A 20,029-nucleotide genomic window follows, 5' to 3' on the forward strand; every position below is an offset into this window, starting at 1 on the left:
GCCCGTTTTCTTGCAGGAGTTACAGACGATTACGTTTGTTGCCCGCGGACAACCTTTGGTCGCATGCGCCGCCGCGATTCATCTGATGAATCGGCGCCGGCCGCTTCGCCCACGACATCCGCGAGCCGCTGCGCGGCCGCTTCCATCCTTGCGCGATCGAACCCGCCGAAGCCGAGCACGAGGCCCGGACGCGCGGTGCCCGGCGCGAACATCGGCGACACCGCGCGCACCGCCACGCCCGCCTGTGCGGCGCGCGCCACCACGTCGAGATCGTCGATCCCTGCCGCGAGCCACAGCACGACGTGCATCCCCTGATCGCCCGGCTGCACCCACGCGCGCTCGCGCGGCAGCCGCGCGCCGAGCGTGTCGATCAGCAGCGCGCGCTGTTCCGCGTAGACGCCGCGCACGCGGCGAATGTGGCGATCGAGATGGCCTTCCGCGATGAAGGCGGCGAGCACGTGCTGCTCGGCGGTCGGCGCGTGGCGATCCATCAGCACGCGCGCGCCGCAGATCGCGGGTACGAGGTCGGCGGGCGCGATTACGTAGCCAAGCCGCAGCGACGGGAACAGGATCTTGCTGAACGTGCCGAGATACACCACGCGGTCGGGATCGAGCCCCTGCAGCGACGGAAACGGATAGCCTTCGTAGCGCAGCTCGCTGTCGTAATCGTCCTCGACCACCCACGCGCGATGCGTGCGTGCCCAGCCGAGCAGCGCATTGCGCCGCGCCATGCTCATCGGCATGCCGAGCGGGTACTGGTGCGACGGCGTGACGAACGCCGCGCGAGCGTCCGGTGCGAGACGGATGCCGGCCTCGACGTCGATGCCGTCCGCGTCGACCGGCACGCGGACCATCGCGTCGCGCCGCCCGGTGCTCTCGAGCAGCGCGGTGATGCCGCGATAGGCGGGATTCTCGACCCACGCGCGATCGTTCGGGCCGAGCAGTACCTGGCTCGCGAGGTGCAGCCCCTGTTGCGTGCCGCTCGTGATGACGACCTGATCGGCGCTGCAGCGCACCGAGCGCGAGCGGCGCACGTAATCGGCGATCGCTTCGCGCAGCGGCAACGCGCCTTGCGGATCCGCATAACCGGACGGCGCGCCGGCGCCGCGGGCGCGCAGGCGGTTGCCGAGCCGGCGCCAGATGTCGTCGGGCGCGGTGAGCCCGACCGGCACCGAGATCGCGAACGGTGCGGCCGGCAGCGGACGGAATTCATGGGCGATCCGCGCGAACGTCGCGGCCGGTTCGGGGAGGCCGGCGTGTGCGGCGCGCTGGCGGGCGGCGGGTGGTTCGCCAGCCGGCGGCGACGGCTCCGCCAGCGCGTTCGCGACCCGCGTGCCGGCGCCGCCGCGCGATTCCAGGAAGCCTTCGGCGCCGAGCTGCGCATACGCGTCGACGACGGTGCCGCGCGCGACCTGGAGCGATGCCGCGAGCAGCCGCGTGGACGGCAGCGTGTCGCCGGGCCGCATGTCGCCGCGGCGCACCGCGTCGCGCAACGCCTGCGCGAGCTGGCGGCTCAGGTCGCCGGCTGCGCGGTCGAGCGCGCCGAGCGACGGGATTTCGACGATCCGGGCGGTTCTGGCCATGATTCTGGTCTGCTTAAATTGTTCTAAACCGGCTCTACAGCATAAACCAGTTAGCGATCACAATCCGCAGATGGCGGGCCGGTTTCCGGCCCGTTCCTTCCGAACCCTGTCCGATCGTGGAGCCGCAATGTATGTCCCCGCCGATTTCGCCGAATCCCGTCCCGACGTGCTGCGCGAACTGATCGTCCAGCATCCGTTCGGCACCCTGGTCACGCACGGGAAGGGCGGGCTCGACGCGAATCACCTCCCGTTCGAACTGCTGCCGGGCGACGGCGGCCTCGGCGAGCTGCATGCGCACGTCGCGCGCGCGAATCCGGTCTGGCAGGCGGTCGCGAACGGGGACGAAGTGCTCGTGATCTTCCGCGCGGGCGACGCGTACATCTCCCCGAACTGGTACCCGAGCAAGCACGTCGCGCATCGGCAGGTGCCGACGTGGAACTACGTGGTCGTGCATGCGCACGGTCGCGTCACCGTGCGCGACGACGAGAAGTTCGTGCGCGGCGTGGTCGCGCGGCTGACGCGCACGCACGAGGCATCGCAGCCGGCGCCGTGGAAGATGGCCGACGCGCCGAAGGAGTATCTCGACACGATGCTGCAATCGATCGTCGGGCTGCAGATCGAGATCACGCGGCTCATCGGCAAGCGCAAGCTCGGGCAGAACAAGGCGGTCGAGGATATTCGCGGCGCGGGCGATGCGCTGATCGCGGACGGCAATCTCGCGATCGGCGAGGCGATGCTGGCGGAGGCGGACCGCAAGAATGAATAATCTTGCGGTCGCGCGGTGAGGGGCTCCTCGCCTGGACCACAACACCGCGCAAATGTCGCTTATGCGCAGACGGGTTCTCCTCGACGCGTCCGAACCTTGTAGGGCAGAACACATGCCGGTGAAGGAAGCCGGCATGTGTCGTACAGGTCAGGCGATTCATTTCATGACGTAATCGACAATATAGAGGGCGGCGGTCACGAAGAGAATCGCGGCACTCCACAGTGCCCATGTTCTAGTGCGCCAACGCTTCCAGGCAACGGCGTTGAGCGTGCCGAAAGCGATCGCGGGACCAAAAAAATACAAAATCAATACCGGTGCAATCCACCACGGCGTCGGGCATTTGTCCAGTTCATGGCAGCCTGTGGCGATATGGTCAGGTTTGACCAAGTGAACGCGGCTGAGCGCATAGACAAATACCCATGCGACCAGCAGCCCGAACAAAAAGCCGCAGAGCGATATCGCAAGCCGTTTCACTTGATTTCCCAAAATAAGATTTGCTTCGAGCCGGCAAGATCAGAATACGATGCGTCGCCGAGTATGGTCGCCCCCTGACGAACAGACCTGGCGCCTAAATAACGCCCCCATGTCGCGAACCCGCTCCAAAATCCGCTGACTGTCAAGCGCGATCCGTTCCACAGATCAATGTGGCCGCCACTCGCGTTCTCGGTTGATTCGCCGCTGCGTGTCCAGTACCGAGAGAACTGGATGATACCGGTGCGGCCTTTGACCTTCGCCTCCCAATCCTCCCCGGTAATGTTTTCGGCTTTGGGAAGACCTGCGAACGGCTGTAGCTGCAACCATGCGCCCAGCTCATCAGCGCGTGTCGCCGTGGGTTTCCCGTCAAGCAGGATACGGCCGATCGTCTTTGCGCCCGACATCGGTCTGACGTTCTTTGCATTGAACGATTTCATTCCGACACCGACGCGGTGCAGAGTAACGCTGACGCGAATGGCGCATTGATTGGTATACGCTGGGTTGTCGTACGGATTGCCGGACGGGTAGTTGTCCCAAAGCTCTTTGAAGGTGACGCCGGCCAATGGCACCTATTTCTCTGAACCTTTGGTGTTGGTAGTGCGAACTTTTGTGGGGCCGGTATGTGGCATCAAATACTCCCCGTTTGCTTCGAGAGCGCGTCATCGCCCCAGTAGACGGTGTAATCGCTTGCCTCGTCTCCGGTATGGATACGGGGTAGTTTGCCGCTTGCGTCAAGACGCCCAAAATGCATACGACCGTCAGCGGTTTCGATATAGTAGGGCAACCCTTCCGTTACCTCCTTGGTCGCCCTCACCCGCTCGTCGAAAGTGCCTTTCCTGACCGATACGATCTCACCCGTTAGCGTGCGGCTCGAAACGACTTCCCCGAGACCCTTTATTCCATCATTGCACCAGGCTTCGCCGGCAAGCAGTGCAACGATGTGCGGCGGAGTTGCGCAGCCGCACATGACGACATCGTTATCCAGCGCGACCTCACCCCGGAACTTGATTCGGTATGGGCCCCCTGTCTTCGCGATGGTGCCGACGCTTTGGCACGCGGTGCAGAATGCGTTACCCCCAATCAGGGCCGCTTGGTGCCCATGTACAACGAACGGCGGACCGTCGTATGGGTTAACGTTCCCGCCACTCGAAAGACTATCGCCAACGACTGCAATTCTTCATTTCATTGATCGGCCCTCTCGGAAAGCCGTCATCGTAGCCGCATGGCGCGATAGCGCATCTCGATATTGATAGGGCTCCTTGAAACGACATGTTCGAATCAGCAACTGTCGTGGGGAAAACCACATGTTGCGGGATATGAATCCGAGGAGTTTTCGCTGTTTCCCCAGTGCTGATCTGGCGATCTATTGCGTTCGTTTTCCGCCTTCCCCCGCCTGCGCCAGCGCCCCGCGGATCGCCGCTTCCGTCTTGTCATACCCGCCCTCGCCGTACCGCGTATACACGACCTTCCCGTTCGCGTCGATCAGATAAAGCGCGGGCCAGTACTGGTTGCCGTACGCGCGCCACGTATCGTAGCGGTTGTCCTGCGCGACCGGATACTGGATGCCGAAGCGCTTGACCGCATCGGCGACGTTCTTCGCATCGCGTTCGAACGGATACTCGGGCGTATGCACGCCCACCACGACGAGCCCCTGGTCGCGGTACTTCCGGTACCAGTCGTTCACGTACGGAATCGTGTGAATGCAGTTGATGCACGAATACGTCCAGAAATCGACCAGCACGACCTTGCCGCGCAGCTGGTCGAGCTTGAGCGGCGCGCTGTTGTGCCAGCGCTCGATGCCGGTGAAGTCGGGTGCCGGCGTGCCGGCCAGCGAGGCGGTCATGCCCGCGTCGTCGCGGGTGCCGGCGAACGCGGCGAGCCCGGCCGTGGCGGCGAGGGCGATCACGAGGGCGGCGGTCTTGAGTCTGGTCGGCATGGCGGTTCTCCAGTTCGGTCGGCCGCCGCGCGCGTGCGTCGGCCGGACAGGTTTCGACAGCCCTCATTGGGCCGCGCCGACGTATCTGCGATGTGTCCGGCAAGCCGCGCGTGTGCAATGTTGTGTGTCGTCACGGCGACGCGATACATTGGGATACAAGCGCGCGCCCGCGGTGCGGTATAAATGCGGGCATCGCCAGCCGGAACCTCACGCCAACGACACCGCCTCATGGACAAGATCGACCACGTACTGATCGTCGACGACGATCGCGCGATCCGCGAACTGATCGCGGACTATCTGGAGAAGAACGGCATGCGCGTGTCGCTCGCCGCGAACGGCCGCGAGATGCGCAACGTGCTCGACGACGGCGCGCCCGACCTGATTGTGCTCGACCTGATGCTGCCCGGCGAGGACGGCCTCACGCTGTGCCGCGATCTGCGCGCCGGCAAGTTCCGCACGGTGCCGGTGTTGATGCTGACCGCGCGCGGCGAGGAAACCGACCGCATCATCGGCCTCGAGATGGGTGCCGACGACTATCTCGCGAAACCGTTCGCGGTGCGCGAGCTGCTCGCGCGGATCCGCTCGGTGCTGCGCCGCGCGCGCATGCTGCCGCCCGGCATGCAGGTGTCGGAGACGGCCGCGATGCTCGCGTTCGGCGAATGGCGGCTCGACACGACGGGGCGTCACCTGCTCGACACCGAGGGCACGCTGGTCGCGCTGAGCGGCGCCGAGTACCGGCTGCTGCGCGTGTTCCTCGACAATCCGCAGCGCGTGCTGACGCGCGACCAGCTGCTCAACCTTACGCAGGGCCGGCAGTCCGATCCGTTCGACCGGTCGATCGACCTGCTCGTGAGCCGGCTGCGGCAGCGGCTGCGCGACGGCGCGCGCGAGCCGCGCTACATCAAGACGCTGCGCAACGAGGGCTACGTGTTCTCGTCGGCCGTCACCGCCGTCGAAGGCGACGCATGAGCGCGCGCACCTTGTGGCACTGGCCGCGCTCGCTGTTCGCACGGCTCGCGCTGATCCTGTGCGTGGGCCTCGCGCTCGCCCAGACACTGTCGTTCTGGCTCACGGTGACCGAGCGCGACCAGGCGACCACCAACCTGATGATGGGCTACATCGAGCGCGAGGTCGCGAGTTCGGTCGCGCTGCTCGACCACCTGCCGCCCGACCAGCGCGCCGCGTGGCTGCCGCGTCTCGCACGGCGCAGCTACGCGTTCATCCTCGGGCCCGGCGAGACGGGCACGCCGCCGGAGGCGCGGCTGTCGGCGCGTGTCGAGCGGTCGATCTCGGACGGCATCGGCGGCGACTACCCGCTGACCGCGAACGCGCTCCCCGGCGATCGCGAGCATCTGCAGGTGCATCTGCGCCTGACCGACGGCTCGCCGCTGACGATCGACATCCACCCGATGTCGACAGTGCCGCTGTCGGGCTGGCTGCCTTACGTCCTCGCGCTGCAGCTCGCGGTGCTGGCCGCATGCTGCTGGCTCGCGGTGCGGCTCGCGACGCGGCCGCTGAACCAGCTCGCGCAGGCGGCGGACGCGCTCGGCCCCGACCTGAAGGGCGAACGCCTGAACGAGGACGGGCCGTCCGAAGTCGCGCGCGCCGCGCGGGCGTTCAATGCGATGCAGGACCGCATCGCGCAGTACATGGCCGAACGCATGCAGATCCTCGCGTCGATCTCGCACGACCTGCAGACGCCGATCACGCGGATGCGGCTGCGGGTCGACACGATGGACGACGACGTGCAGGGCGCGAAGCTGCGCCAGGACCTGCTCGAGATGGAGCATCTGGTGAAGGAAGGCGTCGCGTATGCGCGCACGCTGCACGGCACGGAAGAGGCCGCGCGCCGCATCGATCTCGATGCGCTGCTCGACAGCATCGTGTGCGATTACACGGATGCGGGGCAGGATGTCGCGCTGCATGGCGGCGGGCCGCTCGCGCTCGTCACGCGGCCGAAGGCGCTGCGCCGGATCGTCGGCAACCTCGTCGACAACGCGCTGAAGTTCGCGGGCGCGGCCGAGATCGACGTGCAGGCGGCGCCGGGAGGCGGCGCGGTCATTGCGGTGCGCGACCGCGGGCCGGGCATTCCGGAGGATCAACTCGACGCGGTGTTCGAACCGTTCCGGCGCGTGGAGACGTCGCGCAATCGCGAGACGGGCGGCACGGGGCTCGGCCTTGCGATCGCGCGGCAGCTTGCGCTCGCGATGGGCGGCACGCTCACGTTGCGCAACCGGCCGGATGGCGGCGGCCTCGAAGCGCGGTTGACGCTGGTGAATGCGGCATGACGAGTGACGCGATGCCGCGCGCGGCACCGTCAGGCGTGTCGCGGGCTTCGCGTTGAAGCAGGCCGCGTCACACGCGCTGCAAATGCGCGTCGACGAGCGGCGCGAGCGTTTCCGCATGCACTGCCGCGAGATCGTGACGGCCGCCCGGTACCACATGCAGCTGTGCATCGGGCAGCCGTTCGAGCAGGCGCCGGCCGGCCGCGACGGGGCTGATCGGATCGTCGTCACCCCACAGCAGCAGCGTTGGCTGCGCGATGCGGCCGATGTCCTGCGACAGGTCGGCGCGAAACGTCAGGAACCAGTCGGGCAACTGCGGGTTCGCTTCCGCGAAGCCGGCGCGCCAGTCCTGCGCGCCGAGCCCTTCCATGTCGAGACCGCCCGACGTGACCGTCAGCACCAGGTGTGTGACGAGCGCCGCACGTTCGAGTGCCGCGCGCATCGCGATCACGCCGCCCATCGATTGCGCGATCACGGCGGTCGGCCGGTCGATCGCGCTCAGCACTTGGCGCACGAGGCCGTCGAAGTCGTCGACGGCCGGATCGCGCGGTGTGTCGCCGAAGCCCGGATAGCCGACGATCCGTCGCTCGGCCGGATGCGCGAGGTGGCTCGCGAGCGGTTGCCAGAACGCGGTGCTGCCCGACGCACCAGGCAGGAAGAGCAGTTGTGACGGAACGGGCATGACGGGGAGGTTCTCGGGTGAACGAAGCAGGTTGAACGAGGCGCGATGCTGCGTCAGCACCGGCCGGTGCGCAGCGCGACGGTCCAGTCGTCGCGGCCGCGCGCTGCCGCGGTGGCGGCGGCCGTATGCCAGTCGTATTCGACCGCATGGAACTCGGCGTGCCAGCCGGCCGGCGTGCGCGACACCATCGCATAGCGCGCATGCGGCGAACCCGTTTCGATCCGGTGCGGATGCGGTTGATCGTCGGTGTACGCCTGCAGTCCGACGCTGCCCGGGTTGACGATCAGCCGGCCGTCGTCGAGCTTCGCGATGCGCGGCACATGCGTATGGCCGCACAGGATCAGCGACGCCGGCTCGTCGCCCGCGCGCTGCGCGATTTCATCGGGCGTCGCCGCGCGGCAGCCGTCGGGCGTCACCGTTTCGAGGAAATAGACGAGGTCGTTGGCGGGCGTGCCGTGCACCATCAGCACGTCGTCGCAGAGCGTCAGGCGTTCGGGCAGCGCGGCGATCCACGTGCGGTGGCCGTCGCGCAGCGTGTCGTGCGCCCAGCGGTCGGACAGCCGCATCGCTTCGCGATCGCCGGTCAGCAGTTGCCGCTCGTGATTGCCCTTGATGGTCGGCAGGTCGAGCGCGATCAGGCGGTCGGCCGTTTCGGCCGGATGGAGCGCGCCCGACACGATGTCGCCGAGGTTGACGATCACGTCGGCGCCGCGGCGGCGCACGTCGTCGAGCACCGCGTCGAGCGCGGCGAGGTTGCCGTGGATGTCGGACAGCGCGGCGATTTTCATGGTGAAGAAGTCGATGCGGGGAATGGCGATTGTCGCGAATTCGGCGCGGATCGTCCAATCGCATCGACGACGGCGCACGCATGGCGCGTGTCGAGTGTCGGCTCGTCAGCCGGCCTGCGCGTCAGTCGGTCGCGAGGCGCGCGTACATCGCGAAATCACCCGGCACGCCGCGCACGATCCGGTATGCGCGCAGCAACCCTTCGAAGCGGTAGCCGCATTTTTGCAGCACGCGCGCGGAGCCGGCGTTGCTGGTCAGCACGATGCCCTGGATGCGCACGAAGCCGCCTTCGGCGAACGCCCACGCGGTGACGCTCGCGCACAGCGCGCTCGCGATGCCGCGCCCCCAGTGCGACGGCGCGAGGTCGTATGCGATCTCGGCCGACCGGTTCGCGGTGGACACCGTATGCAGTCCGATCGTCCCGGCGAGCGCGCCCGATGCGTCATCGACGATCGCGAGACGCCGAATCGAATCCTGCTGGACCGATTCGATGCCGTCGAACAGCGGCAGCAGATCGTCGCGCGAATGCAGGTTCCAGCTCGTGTGCCGGACGACGTCGGGGTTCGACAGGTATGCGTACCACGCGTCGAGGTCCGTGCGGTCGAGCTGCCGGAGAGACAGGCCGGGGAAGCCGGAGCGGGGTGGCGCGGCGATTCTCATCGGGTAGTCGTCGCGAACGATGCGGCGCGCATGCCGATGCCCCCAACGCGGCATCACGCCGGTGCAGCGCGAGCAGCACGGCCGGGCCGGGCGTCGCGATCCCGACGAACGCGACGGCGGCGAAGATCAGCAGGGGCATTTCATGCATGACGGAGGCTCCCGGTGGCAGGTGCGCGCTCGATTATCGGGCGCGCGGCCCCGGGCTGTACAGGGAGGTTCGCCGCCCGCCCGATTCGCCCGATTATCTCGATATTGGCAAGAAGCTGTTTTCATTATTGCGCTATCGACCGGAACCGGTTCCAACTACCATGGCGGCCGCGGCGGGCATGCTGGCCGCGACGTCGCGCGCGCGTGTCGCGCGTGCGTTCCCGCGTGCGGGCGCCGCCGGCCTCGCAATGCCGGCGGATCTCGCCGACCGCACGTGCTACTCGCATAGAACAACGGGTTCACCACCCGGAGACGCTGAAACCATGAACAAGCAACTGATCGCAGCACCGCTGCTGCTCTCGCTCGCGGGCATCGCATTCGCGCAAAGCTCCGTCACGCTGTACGGCATCGTCGACGCGGGCGTGACCTATCGCAGCAACGAACGGGTCGGCTCGCCGGGTGCCTATACCGGGCAATCGGACGTCGGCCTGACGACCGGCAACCTGTCCGGCAGCCGCTGGGGCATCAAGGGTTCCGAGGATCTCGGCGGCGGGATGCGCGCGCTGTTCGTGCTCGAGAACGGGTTCGACATCACCAACGGCACGTCGGGCCAGGGCGGTCGCCAGTTCGGCCGTCAGGCGTTCGTCGGCGTCGGCAGCGACCGCTACGGCACGATCACGCTCGGCCGCCAGTACACGTCGCTCGACGACTTCGTGAGCCCGGTCGGCCCGTCGTCGTTCATCGGCGGCTTCGGCGCGCACCCGGGCGACATCGACGATCTCGACCAGACCGCGCGCGTCGACAGCGCGATCAAGTACACGAGCGCGAACTACTCGGGCTTCACGTTCGGTGCGCTGTACGGCTTTGGCGGCCAGCCGGGCAGCATGAAGCAGCGCAACACGTGGAGCGTCGGCGCGGCATACGCGGCGGGGCCGCTGCGCGTGGGCGTCGGCTACGAGCGCTCGGACAACAGCAAGACGGGCGCGACCGACCCGACGACGGGCAAGTGGCGGAGCACCGACGACGGCCTGTTCAACTCGTCGATCAACGAGGGCTATGCGAGCGCGCAGTCGCAGCAGGTCATCGCGACCGGCGCGACGTACGATTTCGGCCCGGCCGTGGTCGGCGTGAACTACAGCAACGTGCAGTACCGCAGCGGTGCCCAGTCGCTGTTCAGCGGCCATGCGACCTTCAATGTCGCGGGTGTGTTCACGCGCTGGAACGTGCAGCCGCAGACGCAGCTGTTCGCGGGCTACAGCTATACGCGAGGCAGCGACGTGGACGGCATCGACAACCGTGCGCAATATCACAACGTCACGCTCGGCGCGGTCTACGACCTGTCGAAGCGCACCAGCGTGTACCTGCTCGGCGCGTATCAGCATGCGTCCGGCACGACGCTCGACGCGCTGGGCCGGCCGGTGGCCGCGACAGCATCGGTGTCGGACAAGGCGAACGGCCACTCGTCCGACTCGCGATCGCAGGCGATCGTCAGCCTCGGCCTGCGCCAGAAGTTCTGACGTCACGCATGTGACCGGCGGCCGTGCGCGATGCGGGCCGCCGGCCGCATACCCGGCCGGTGTGCGACCTTCTTCGTTTGCCACGGCCCGCATCATCCTTCGCCGCACGCCCGGCTCGTCTTTATCTCCTTCCTCATCGGCAACGGCGTTTCGTCGTGCATCGCCTTATTTCAGATCTTCAGGATTTCCCCGGCAATGCAGCATGAGCCGGATAATATTTTTTCTCTTTCATTTCAATTTCGATTTGTAATCATTGAATCGAGTTGCCGGTAATGAAAATCAATGCATGCGCATCAGAAAAAATGACGTGCTTGCATTGGGAAACTCGGAACAAAGTACCGGCAATGACGGATCGCGACAGCGCTGTCTGACGGGGGATTTGCGGTGCTGGTCCCGGCATGTCGCGGCGCCGTCCAATCCGTTTTTCCCGGTAAGGGAATGTAATGAATCATTCGCAGTGGAATTGAACCGGCTTTTGAAAAAATCACCAATATTTCATACGCGGCGAATTAGAGTGTCGAAAAACGATCGTCCGGGAGCATCATTCATGTTATCGAAACAAATTCGCGCGGCATTGCTTGGATTGTGCATGACAATGCTGGCACCGGTCAGTCACGCACAAGCGCAATACACGACGGACTGGCTCGCGAACACGTTCGGCACGCTCGCCGCGCACGTCGGCAACGGCGCCCGCTCGCTGTGGGTGGCCCCGGAGGGCGTGATCTACACGTCGTCGCGCTGGGACGAGAACGCGGGCGGCGTCGCGATCTACCAGAACGGGCAGACGCTCGGCACGATCGGCATCCATGACGAGTTCCAGGGCGGCGCGATCACCGGCAACGCGAACTCGCTGTTCGTCGCGCTCGGCTACAACCGCACGTTCGGCAGCGGCTCGGTCGGCCGCTACAACCGCAGCACGAACCAGCGCGACTTGCGCATTCCGGTCAGCACGTGGACGGGCATCCAGTACGCGGACGTGATCACCGGCCTCGCGACGACCGGCAACCTGCTGTACGTGAGCGACTTCTACGGCAACCGCGTGCGCGTCTATACGACGGACGGCGTGTGGCAGCGCGACATCGGCGTATCGGGGCCCGGCGCGCTGACGCTCGACGCGGCAGGCAACCTGTGGGTCGCGCGCAAGAGCGCGGGCGTCGTCGCGCAGTTCAGCCCGACGGGCACGGCGATGAACACGATCCAGATGGCGGCCCGCGCGCGGCCGGCGTCGCTGTATTTCGATGCGTTGAGCGGGCAGTTGCTGGTGGGCGACGAAGGCCCCGACATGAACGTCAAGATCTACACGCTCGTGGGCCAGCCCGTGCAGGTCGGCACGTTCGGCGTGCAGGGCGGCTATCTCGACACGACGTCGGGCATCAAGGGGCAGGTCGGCGACAAGCGCTTCACGCGCGTCGCGGGCATCGGCAAGGACGCGGCCGGCAACCTGTACGTGCTGAACAACGCGTGGGGCGGCGGCTGGGATCTCGGGCGCAACGGCAGCACCGACCTCCATTCGTACAGCCCGACGGGCATGCTGCAATGGAAGCTGCAGGCGCTGAACTTCGAGGCCGCCGCCGCGCCCGATCCGGCGACCGACGGCGCGTTCTTCTACAGCGGCAACAACGTGTACACCGGCACGGCGGGCGGCACGTTCGTCGCGAACACGATCGATCCGTTCACCTATCCAAAGGATCCGCGCCTCGACATGAACGACTACCAGCGCGGCCAGCATTTCGGCCAGCTCGCGCTGGTAAAGGGCACCCGGATGCTCGTCGCGACCGGGCAGAACCCGGGTAACTACAACGTCTATCACTTCAGCAACGCGAGCGGCTATATCGCGATTCCGGACGGCTCGATACCCGGCAAGCCGTTCAACACGACGCTGCAGGTGACGGCCGGCTTCTCGCTCGACGACAACGGCGACGTGTGGGCCGGGCTCGATCGCACCAACAACATCTCGCACTATCCGATGACGGGTTTCGACGCGAGCGGAAAACCGACGTGGGGCAAGCCGGTGCAGATTCCGATTCCGCGCACCGTGCTGCCGCTCACGCGGATCATCTACCAGGCCGACAGCGACACGATGATTCTCGCGCAGGGCATCTCGGGCAGCTGGGACTGGACCGCGATGAACGGGCACATCGAGGTGTATCGCGGCTGGAAGGCCGGCAACACGACCACGCCCAACGTCGCGATCAACCTGACGAGCGCGAATCCGAAATCGATGGCGGCGGCCGGCCACTATCTGTTCGTCGGCTACGTGCACACGGTGCCGAACGTCGACGTGTTCGACCTGAACACCGGCAGCCTCGTCACCACGCTGACGAACTCGAACACGCCGGCCATGGACGTCGGCAACGACGTCGACTCGATGTACGGCATTCGCGCTTACCTGCGCTCGACCGGCGAGTACGTGATCACGAAGGACAACTACAACGGGTCGAGCCTCGTCGTGTATCGCTGGCATCCGTGATCGCGCGGGCCGCGCCGCTCGGGCTGGCCAGGTGTCATGGCGCGCCGAGCACGCGGCCGTTCACCTCGCGCCCGTACATCGAGTCGGGCGAGTCGTGGAATTTCGCGCGCGTGTCCTTCACCGAGCCGGTGAAACGCGGGTCCTGCGGACGTTCGTGGCTGTCCATGAAGGTCGCGACGTCCCACGCTTCCTGATCGGTCAGCGTGCCGCCGAGCCCGAGCGGCATGTTGGCCTTCACGAAGCCGGCCGCGTTGCGGATGTCGCCCATCCCCGCGCCCCAGTTGAACGAGCGCGCGCCCCAGAGCGCCGGAAAGACCGGCTTGCCGCCGCTCGACTGCCCCTGCCCATCCGTGCCGTGACACAGCGCGCAATGCTGCGTGTAGACGGCGGCGCCGCGCGCGTAGTCCGCCTTCTGCGCGGGCGGCGGCAGTTTCGGGAAACCCTGCCCGGGCAGCTTCGTGCCGACCGGCGCGCCCTTCGCGAGCCAGTACGAATAGGTTTCGAGCGCAACGAGGATCGGGTCGCCGGCCAGCGGCGCCTTGCCGTTCATGCTGTATTTGAAGCAACCCTGCAGGCGTTCGGCGAACGTGTTCACGTGGCCGTTCTTGCTGCGGTAGGCCGGGTACAGCAGGTACGCGGCCCACATCGGGCCCGAATCGGGCCGGCGGCCCGCGTCGAGGTGGCAGCTCGCGCAGGTCAGCTTGTTGCCGACGTACTTGCCCGCGTACGCGGGCGTGTGCAGAAAGATCTGCTCGCCGAGCTTCACGGTCTTGCCGAACTCGTCGGCGGGTATCGCGGATTCGGCGGGCGGCGCGAACGGCTTCGCCGTCGCAGCGGGAAGGGCGGCCCCCGCAGCGGACGCGGAAGCGGCTGCCGGTGCGTCCTGCGGCGCGGCCGCGCCGGCGAGCGCGGGCATCCAGGCCGCGCCGAGCAGCGCGGCACGCGCGCCGCGGATCAGCTTCGTGCGGTCGATCATTGCTTTTCTCCGTTCGCGGCGCCGCCGCGCGCATAGTAGGCGGCCACCGCGTCGATATCGGCGTCGGACAGCTTGCCGGCGATCATCGGCATCAGTGCCATCGGGCCCGGCGCCCGCGTGCCGTGCTTCCAGCCGTTCAGCTGGCCCGCGATGTACGCGGCCGGCTGGCCGGCGAGCGGCGGAAACGCGGTGCCCACGCCAAGGCCGCCAGCACCGTGGCATTGCGCGCACGCGGGCAGGCCTTGCGACCAGCGTCCGCGCGTCGCGAGCCACGCGCCGGTGTTCGTCGGGTCGATCGACCCGGCGTCGGAAGCGGCAATGGCGGGCGGCGCGGGCAGGCTCGCGAAGTACGCGGAGACCACGTCGCGATCGTGCGGCGACAGCAGTTTCGCGAGCGGCTGCATGACCGGGTTCTGGCGGCTGCCATCGGCGAACGCGGCGAGTTGAGCAGAAAGATAGGCGGCATGCGTGCCGGCGAGGCGCGGGAAGCCGGCGGCCGCGTTGCCTTCGCCCTGCGCGCCGTGGCAGCCGATGCAGGCGGCCACGCCCGTCGTCGTGCCCTGGGTGGCGATGGCCTTGCCGAGCGCGATGTCGTCCGCGTGGGCATTGCCGGTCAGCAGTGCCGCCGCGGCGAGCAGCAGTGGCGCGAACCGGCGTCGCGGGTTGTCGACCGAATCGTTCACGTGTCCCCTCCTGGCTGTCTGTCTTGTGGTGTGCGCACCCGTGCGGTCAGCCCGCGTCGGGCTGGTCTTGCCGTGGCGCAAGCTGCGTCGCCGGGGCCGTCGCGTCGTATTGCCCGAAGCCGTAGCGCGCGAAAATCCGGAATGCATCCGGCGACCGGATGAACGCAAGCCACGCGCGAGCGGCCTCCGGATGCGGTGCGTGCTTCACCGTCGCGCCCGCATAGATCGCCGTCGTATTGTGCGCGGCCGGAATGTCGATGTGCATCAGCGGATGCCCGACCTGTTCCTGGAACGCCGCTTCCGATTGCCACAGCACACCGGCGTCCGCACGGCCCTGCATCAGGAACAACGCGGTTTCCCGATGATGGATGTGCGTGAGTTCGGTCGTGCCGGCACGCACCTTGTCGTCGTAGACGGTGCGCGCGAGCGCATCGCCGCCGGCCTTCACGAGCGACGCGCGGATCTGCCGCGCGACGCCTTCGAATGCCGGGTTCGGCATCGCGAGCTTCACGTCGGGCCGTGCGAGATCGCTCAGCGACGCGATGTGCTTCGGATTACCGGCGCGCACCATGATCGTCAGCTGGTTGGTCACGTAGGGTACTGCCGGGCCTTCGAGCGTGCCGTCCGCGACCAGGTCGTTGATCTTGCCGAGCCCCGCGAAATACGCGTCGGGCTTGACCGTCCACGTCATGTTGCCGACGGTGATCGTGCCGCCCGCGTGAATCTGCTTCACGAGCAGGCCGGGCGGGATCGTTTCCCAGTAGATGCGGCCGCGGTATTCGGGATGGTCGGCCTCGAACTTCGCGACGAGCGGCGCCATCGCGAAGAAGTAGTTGCCGCCGACGTACAGCACGAGCTTCGGCGCGGTGAGGTCGCCGTGGAAATCGGCGAGCACGTCGACCTGCGGCACCGTGAATTCGAGGCCGTGGTGGGTCGCGTCGTTGTTGCGGCCGTCCTGCCACGGCGGAAAGACGCCGGTTGAAGTGTCGCCGGGCGCGGCGAGCGACAGCGCCGACGTGCAGCAAAGCGCGGCCAGCGCGGCATGCAGCGCCGTGCGCCAGCGGCGTCGCAATGGAGAACGCGTGCGGATCGGTGTCATGGCGCGCCTCACTTCGCGTAAGTGAAACCGGCGTGCTGCAGCTCGGGCAGCGTGCCGACCGCGCCCGGCGTGACGATCGCCGACGGCATCACGTGGTTGGTCAGGTCGGCGGCGAGCGCGTCGAGCGGCAGCTTGTCCGGGTTCGCGTTCGCGCGGTCGAGCCGTTCCGCGAGCTCCCAGATCGCGTTGTGACACGACAGGAACACGACGCCGCGCTGCTGCAGCGCGGCGATGCTGTTGTCGTGCGACGAGAACGCGCCGTCGGGCAGTTCGTGATCGTTCGCGTCCTTCGATTGCGCGGGTTTCGCGGCCAGCAGCGTGTTGGTCGCGAATGCGGCGCCGGCGAATTTTGCGAGGCCGTATTTGTCCCACGCGGCCTGGTCGAACAGCGCGAGATGCGCGGCGCCATGCGTGGCCGACACGACGAGGAAGTCAGGATGACCGAACGCCCAGATCTGCGCGTTCAGCGCATTGCGCATCAGGTTCAGCCACGGGCCGCCGAGCTCGGTGTTGTCCCACACCTGCTTCGGGCCGCCGCGATAGCCGAGCACTTCCATCAGCGCCGCGTGGTCCCATTGATCGGAATGCTCGACGATCATCGGCACCGTCTTGAAGTCGCGCCGTCTCGGTATGGCCGCGAGACGGCGGGTGAGGTCGGCGAGGCGCGTCGCGCCGCCGGCCAGCAGCGTGCCGGTTTCGGGTGTCGCCGCCTGGGCGGCGCGCGCGGCGCCGAGCAGCGCGGTGCCGGCCGCGAGGCCGAGTGTCTTGAGCGCGCCGCGGCGCGCATGCCGGTCGGACATCGAACTCTCCCATATCGTTTTCGTGGGGGGCGTGCCGCATCGCCGTGCCGTGGCGATGCGTCGCCATCGCGTAGCCAGTCTAGAGGCGCGCGATCGATCCCGGAAATCGCGATATCGGATGGGAGATATTCGAGGGTCCGATGATTGGCCAAAACAAAAACGCCGCGCGGCGCCGACTCCTGCGGCGCCGCGCGGCCTTCGCCAGCCGAAAAGGATCAGTGCGCGGTGCGCTCGCGCAGCACCTCCGACGGCCGCGCGTTACGCACGAACACACCGGCGAGCACCGCGCCCGCGAGGGCGATCGCGCCGGCCAGCACGAACGCGGACGCGAACGAGCCGCTGCGCTCGACGATGAAGCCGGTAACCGCCGGCCCGATCACGCCCGACAGGCTGCCCATGCAATGCAGGAAGCCGCTGACGCCGCCGACGCGCGCCGGATGCACGACGTCCTGCACGATCGCCCAGTAGATCGCGCCCGTCACGTACAGGAAGAACAGCGATACCGACATCAGCGCGACCGCGCCTTGCGTCGACTGCACGGCACCCGCGACGGCCACGCACGCGCCGGCGCCGAGCAGGCAGGTGACGAGCACGATCTGGCGCGACAGCAGCAGGTTGCCGGTGAGCCGGTACAGCGCATCCGAGATCGCGCCGCCGCACGCGAGGCCGACCGTGCCGACGAGCCAGGGCACGACGGTCGCGATGCTCATCTCCTTGATGTTCAGATGGTGCGCACGCACGAGGTAGCTCGGGAACCAGCTCAGGAAGAAGAACAGCACGTAGTTGTAGCTGAAGAACGCGGCGGCCGTCGCGAGGATGCGCGGCTGGCGTACATAGTGCGACAGCGTGTGCGCGGGCGTTGCCGCGCCGATGGCGGCAGGCGCGTCGGCGGGCGATGCGGCCGCGGCCGCTGTATCGCCGGCCGGCGTGGCCGGACGGTCCGACGTCGACATCATCCACACGACGGCCCACGCGAGCCCGATCGCGCACACGATCCAGAACGCCGGCCGCCAGCCGAACTGCGCGGCCAGCAGGCCGACGATCGGCCCGGCGATCGCGCCGCCGAGCGGCGAGCCGGCACTGAGCAGGCCCATCGCGGTCGCGGCGCCGTCGCGCGGCAGCCAGTTGTTGACCATCTTGTTCGCGGCCGAGCACAGCGGCCCTTCGGCCATGCCGAACAGCAGCCGCACGATCAGCAGGCTCACGAAGCCGACGGTGAGCGCGGTCATCCCGCAGAATATCGACCACAGCCCGACCGACAGCACGTACACGAGCTTCGGCCCGAGCCGGTCGGACGCGAGCCCGCCGATGAAATTGAACAGCGCGTAGCCGATGAAGAACGTGCTGAACACGAGGCCCATCCGCGCGGCGTCGATGCCGAGATCGGTCTGCACGATCGGCGCGACGATCGACAGCGCGACGCGATCGAGATAGTTGATGCCGTACACCAGGAACAGCAGGAATACCGTGAACCACGCCTGCGACTTCTGCTTCATGTCTGTCTCCTTCGTGCCGGTGAGCCGGCCGTCATGTCTTGTCTTGTCGATCGTTCGCCGCGTCGTGACGGAGCGCGGCGGGCAGGGGCATTGCGCGGTTCGCTTAGGGTTCCTGCGAACCGGGGTAAGCGGTCGTTCAGCGCGCGTGCAATCGCGCGAGCAGCGCATCGGTGCCGCTTGAGCGCAGCGTCGACAGATGCGCACCGACGCGCGCGATCAACGCGTCGGGCCATGCAATCGAACCGGCGAGCGCGGTGCTACCGAGTGCGGCACGAACCGCGCCGGTGGCATCGCCGGCCGCCGACAGCGTCGCGCCGAGCGAGGCCGCGCGCGGATCGCTGATCGCGAGCGGCCGGCCCGATTCGTCATGCGCGGTCGCGAGGTAGTGCAGCCACAGCGCGAGCGCGCGTTCCAGATACGGACGTTCGACGCCGGCCGCCACGCTTTCGCCGAGCGCCGGCAGCCAGCGCAGCGGCACCTTCTGCGTGCCGTCCATCGCGATCTGTTCGGTGCGATGCGCGAGCGTCGGATTGCGGAAGCGCTGCACGAGCGTCGCGCAATAGCCGCGCGCGTCGTAACCGGACGGCACGTCGACGGTCGCGAGCAGGTCGTGCGTCATCACGCCATCGACGAGCGCCGCGATCGCCGGATCGGCCATCGCATCGGACACGGTCGCGCGGCCGCGCAACTGCCCCGCATACGCGATCGCCGAATGCGAGCCGTTCAGCAGCCGCAGCTTCATCGTTTCATAGGGCCGCACGTCGCCGACGAGGTGCGCGCCGGCGTCTTCCCAGCGCGGACGCGGGCCGGCGAAGCGATCCTCGATCACCCATTGCGAGAACGGCTCGCAGACGATCGCAGCCGCGTCGGGCGCGCCGAGATGCGTGTGCGCCCAGTCGAGCGATTCGGGCGTCGCGGCCGGCACGATCCGGTCGACCATGCTGTTCGGAAACGCGACGTCGTCGCGGATGCGGCGCGCGAGCGCGCCGTCGATGCGTTCCGCGTAGTCGATCAGCAGCGCGCGCAGCGTGTCGCCGTTCGACGTCATGTTGTCGCAGCACACGACGGTCAGCGGCGCATGGGCCGGCCGCAGGCGCAGGCCGGCCGCGATCACGCCAAGCGCGGTGCGCGGCGTGTCGGGCGTCGCGAGATCCTGGCGAATCGCGGGATCGTCGGCGTCGAGCCCGCCGCCGGGGCGGCGGCAATAGCCTTTCTCGGTGACGGTCAGGCTGACGATCGACACGGCCGGATCGGCGATCAGCGCCAGCAGCGCGGGCAGCGATTCGGGCGCGAACAGCGCGCCGTGCACCGCGCCGACGATCCGCGTGCGCGCGCCGTGGCCGTCGCGCTCGGTCACCGTGTACAGATGATCCTGCGCGGCGAGCAGGTCGACGGTATGGCGCCGCCGCAGTTCGACTCCCACGATCCCCCAGCGGAGGTCGCCCTGTTCGAGCACCGTTTCGGTGTGCAGCGCCTGGTGCGCGCGATGGAACGCGCCGAGGCCGAGATGGACGATGCCCGTGCGGACCGCCTGCCGGTCATAACCGGGGTGGCGCGTGCCGGGCGGTGCGGTGCGCAGGAAATCGGGGGCGGATGGCATGACGATAGGTAACGGTTTGTACCATGGTAGATGGCGGAATGCATGCAGGTTATTTCGAGTAAGACGGCG

19 protein-coding genes are annotated in these 20,029 nt (G+C 67.6%); 5 read left to right on the top strand and 14 right to left on the bottom strand.

The features are described from left to right. Positions 1-29 precede the first annotated feature (29 nt). Positions 30-1,583, bottom strand: coding sequence for a PLP-dependent aminotransferase family protein (locus DIE06_RS29245; RefSeq protein ID WP_124664391.1), 1,554 nt, complete (start codon positions 1,581-1,583; stop codon positions 30-32). Positions 1,584-1,710: 127 nt separating this feature from the next. Between DIE06_RS29245 and DIE06_RS29250 the strand changes: the two genes are divergently transcribed. Beyond that, a complete protein-coding gene (locus DIE06_RS29250) occupies positions 1,711-2,349 on the top strand; it encodes an FMN-binding negative transcriptional regulator (RefSeq protein ID WP_124664392.1) in 639 nt (212 codons plus the stop codon). Positions 2,350-2,505: 156 nt separating this feature from the next. On the opposite strand, the gene DIE06_RS29255 is transcribed toward DIE06_RS29250, so the two are convergent. The 4 genes from DIE06_RS29255 to DIE06_RS29270 all read right to left on the bottom strand — a co-directional run bounded on the left by DIE06_RS29255 (position 2,506) and on the right by DIE06_RS29270 (position 4,759). After that, entirely contained in the window at positions 2,506-2,823 is a 318-nt protein-coding gene (locus DIE06_RS29255; protein WP_124664393.1) for a hypothetical protein, read from the bottom strand. Next, positions 2,820-3,392 (bottom strand): type VI secretion system amidase effector protein Tae4, encoded by a 573-nt coding sequence (locus tag DIE06_RS29260; protein WP_260433804.1) that lies wholly within the window; start codon positions 3,390-3,392, stop codon positions 2,820-2,822. Before DIE06_RS29260 ends, DIE06_RS29255 begins: the two co-directional genes overlap by 4 nt. 59 nt (positions 3,393-3,451) lie before the next feature. After that, positions 3,452-3,997 carry a PAAR domain-containing protein gene (locus tag DIE06_RS29265; protein ID WP_260433807.1) on the bottom strand — a complete coding sequence of 182 codons (546 nt, stop codon included), beginning with the start codon at positions 3,995-3,997 and terminating at the stop codon, positions 3,452-3,454. Positions 3,998-4,186: 189 nt separating this feature from the next. Beyond that, positions 4,187-4,759, bottom strand: coding sequence for a thioredoxin family protein (locus DIE06_RS29270; RefSeq protein ID WP_124664394.1), 573 nt, complete (start codon positions 4,757-4,759; stop codon positions 4,187-4,189). 228 nt (positions 4,760-4,987) lie between these two features. Between DIE06_RS29270 and DIE06_RS29280 the strand changes: the two genes are divergently transcribed. Both DIE06_RS29280 and DIE06_RS29285 read left to right on the top strand, forming a co-directional pair. After that, positions 4,988-5,728 (top strand): response regulator, encoded by a 741-nt coding sequence (locus DIE06_RS29280; protein ID WP_124664396.1) that lies wholly within the window; start codon positions 4,988-4,990, stop codon positions 5,726-5,728. Continuing rightward, positions 5,725-7,047: an ATP-binding protein gene (locus tag DIE06_RS29285; RefSeq protein ID WP_124664397.1), complete on the top strand. Its 1,323-nt coding sequence runs from the start codon at positions 5,725-5,727 to the stop codon at positions 7,045-7,047. The genes DIE06_RS29280 and DIE06_RS29285 overlap by 4 nt, the downstream gene beginning before the upstream one ends. Before the next feature lie 67 nt (positions 7,048-7,114). On the opposite strand, the gene DIE06_RS29290 is transcribed toward DIE06_RS29285, so the two are convergent. The 3 genes from DIE06_RS29290 to DIE06_RS29300 all read right to left on the bottom strand — a co-directional run bounded on the left by DIE06_RS29290 (position 7,115) and on the right by DIE06_RS29300 (position 9,172). Beyond that, positions 7,115-7,726, bottom strand: a complete 612-nt coding sequence (locus DIE06_RS29290) for an alpha/beta fold hydrolase (protein WP_124664398.1) — start codon at positions 7,724-7,726, stop codon at positions 7,115-7,117. 53 nt (positions 7,727-7,779) lie between these two features. Continuing rightward, on the bottom strand, positions 7,780-8,514 hold the full coding sequence (locus tag DIE06_RS29295) for a metallophosphoesterase (RefSeq protein WP_124664399.1): 735 nt from the start codon (positions 8,512-8,514) through the stop codon (positions 7,780-7,782). A gap of 121 nt (positions 8,515-8,635) precedes the next feature. Further along, complete coding sequence (locus DIE06_RS29300) at positions 8,636-9,172, bottom strand: GNAT family N-acetyltransferase (RefSeq protein WP_124664400.1); 537 nt, start codon at positions 9,170-9,172, stop codon at positions 8,636-8,638. Between the two features lie 470 nt (positions 9,173-9,642). Between DIE06_RS29300 and DIE06_RS29315 the strand changes: the two genes are divergently transcribed. Both DIE06_RS29315 and DIE06_RS29320 read left to right on the top strand, forming a co-directional pair. Then, complete coding sequence (locus DIE06_RS29315; protein WP_124664401.1) at positions 9,643-10,836, top strand: porin; 1,194 nt, start codon at positions 9,643-9,645, stop codon at positions 10,834-10,836. A gap of 547 nt (positions 10,837-11,383) precedes the next feature. Further along, on the top strand, positions 11,384-13,306 hold the full coding sequence (locus tag DIE06_RS29320; protein ID WP_124664402.1) for an SMP-30/gluconolactonase/LRE family protein: 1,923 nt from the start codon (positions 11,384-11,386) through the stop codon (positions 13,304-13,306). Positions 13,307-13,340: 34 nt separating this feature from the next. Here the strand turns inward: DIE06_RS29320 and DIE06_RS29325 are convergent, their stop codons facing one another. The 6 genes from DIE06_RS29325 to DIE06_RS29350 all read right to left on the bottom strand — a co-directional run bounded on the left by DIE06_RS29325 (position 13,341) and on the right by DIE06_RS29350 (position 19,960). Continuing rightward, on the bottom strand, positions 13,341-14,282 hold the full coding sequence (locus DIE06_RS29325) for a c-type cytochrome (RefSeq protein WP_124664403.1): 942 nt from the start codon (positions 14,280-14,282) through the stop codon (positions 13,341-13,343). After that, positions 14,279-14,965 (bottom strand): c-type cytochrome, encoded by a 687-nt coding sequence (locus DIE06_RS29330; RefSeq protein WP_124664404.1) that lies wholly within the window; start codon positions 14,963-14,965, stop codon positions 14,279-14,281. The genes DIE06_RS29325 and DIE06_RS29330 overlap by 4 nt, the downstream gene beginning before the upstream one ends. 46 nt (positions 14,966-15,011) lie before the next feature. Beyond that, positions 15,012-16,064 carry a substrate-binding domain-containing protein gene (locus tag DIE06_RS29335; protein ID WP_124664405.1) on the bottom strand — a complete coding sequence of 351 codons (1,053 nt, stop codon included), beginning with the start codon at positions 16,062-16,064 and terminating at the stop codon, positions 15,012-15,014. 8 nt (positions 16,065-16,072) lie between these two features. Continuing rightward, the gene (locus DIE06_RS29340; protein WP_124664406.1) at positions 16,073-16,864 is read right to left on the bottom strand and encodes a transcriptional initiation protein Tat; all 792 of its coding nucleotides are present in this window, start codon (positions 16,862-16,864) and stop codon (positions 16,073-16,075) included. A gap of 215 nt (positions 16,865-17,079) precedes the next feature. Then, a complete protein-coding gene (locus DIE06_RS29345; RefSeq protein ID WP_124664407.1) occupies positions 17,080-18,360 on the bottom strand; it encodes an MFS transporter in 1,281 nt (426 codons plus the stop codon). A gap of 136 nt (positions 18,361-18,496) precedes the next feature. After that, entirely contained in the window at positions 18,497-19,960 is a 1,464-nt protein-coding gene (locus DIE06_RS29350) for a mannitol dehydrogenase family protein (protein ID WP_124664408.1), read from the bottom strand. Positions 19,961-20,029 lie beyond the last annotated feature (69 nt).

The sequence above is a fragment of the Burkholderia sp. Bp8998 genome, from assembly GCF_003854235.1.
Classification (GTDB): domain Bacteria; phylum Pseudomonadota; class Gammaproteobacteria; order Burkholderiales; family Burkholderiaceae; genus Burkholderia.

Coding starts and splice junctions, on each gene's coding strand:
- DIE06_RS29250 (WP_124664392.1), top strand. CDS start 1,711: ATGTATGTCCCCGCCGATTTCGCCGAATCCCGTCCCGACGTGCTGCGC.
- DIE06_RS29280 (WP_124664396.1), top strand. CDS start 4,988: ATGGACAAGATCGACCACGTACTGATCGTCGACGACGATCGCGCGATC.
- DIE06_RS29315 (WP_124664401.1), top strand. CDS start 9,643: ATGAACAAGCAACTGATCGCAGCACCGCTGCTGCTCTCGCTCGCGGGC.
- DIE06_RS29325 (WP_124664403.1), bottom strand. CDS start 14,282: ATGATCGACCGCACGAAGCTGATCCGCGGCGCGCGTGCCGCGCTGCTC.
- DIE06_RS29320 (WP_124664402.1), top strand. CDS start 11,384: ATGTTATCGAAACAAATTCGCGCGGCATTGCTTGGATTGTGCATGACA.
- DIE06_RS29350 (WP_124664408.1), bottom strand. CDS start 19,960: ATGCCATCCGCCCCCGATTTCCTGCGCACCGCACCGCCCGGCACGCGC.
- DIE06_RS29290 (WP_124664398.1), bottom strand. CDS start 7,726: ATGCCCGTTCCGTCACAACTGCTCTTCCTGCCTGGTGCGTCGGGCAGC.
- DIE06_RS29340 (WP_124664406.1), bottom strand. CDS start 16,864: ATGTCCGACCGGCATGCGCGCCGCGGCGCGCTCAAGACACTCGGCCTC.
- DIE06_RS29300 (WP_124664400.1), bottom strand. CDS start 9,172: ATGAGAATCGCCGCGCCACCCCGCTCCGGCTTCCCCGGCCTGTCTCTC.
- DIE06_RS29245 (WP_124664391.1), bottom strand. CDS start 1,583: ATGGCCAGAACCGCCCGGATCGTCGAAATCCCGTCGCTCGGCGCGCTC.
- DIE06_RS29335 (WP_124664405.1), bottom strand. CDS start 16,064: ATGACACCGATCCGCACGCGTTCTCCATTGCGACGCCGCTGGCGCACG.
- DIE06_RS29285 (WP_124664397.1), top strand. CDS start 5,725: ATGAGCGCGCGCACCTTGTGGCACTGGCCGCGCTCGCTGTTCGCACGG.
- DIE06_RS29270 (WP_124664394.1), bottom strand. CDS start 4,759: ATGCCGACCAGACTCAAGACCGCCGCCCTCGTGATCGCCCTCGCCGCC.
- DIE06_RS29345 (WP_124664407.1), bottom strand. CDS start 18,360: ATGAAGCAGAAGTCGCAGGCGTGGTTCACGGTATTCCTGCTGTTCCTG.
- DIE06_RS29295 (WP_124664399.1), bottom strand. CDS start 8,514: ATGAAAATCGCCGCGCTGTCCGACATCCACGGCAACCTCGCCGCGCTC.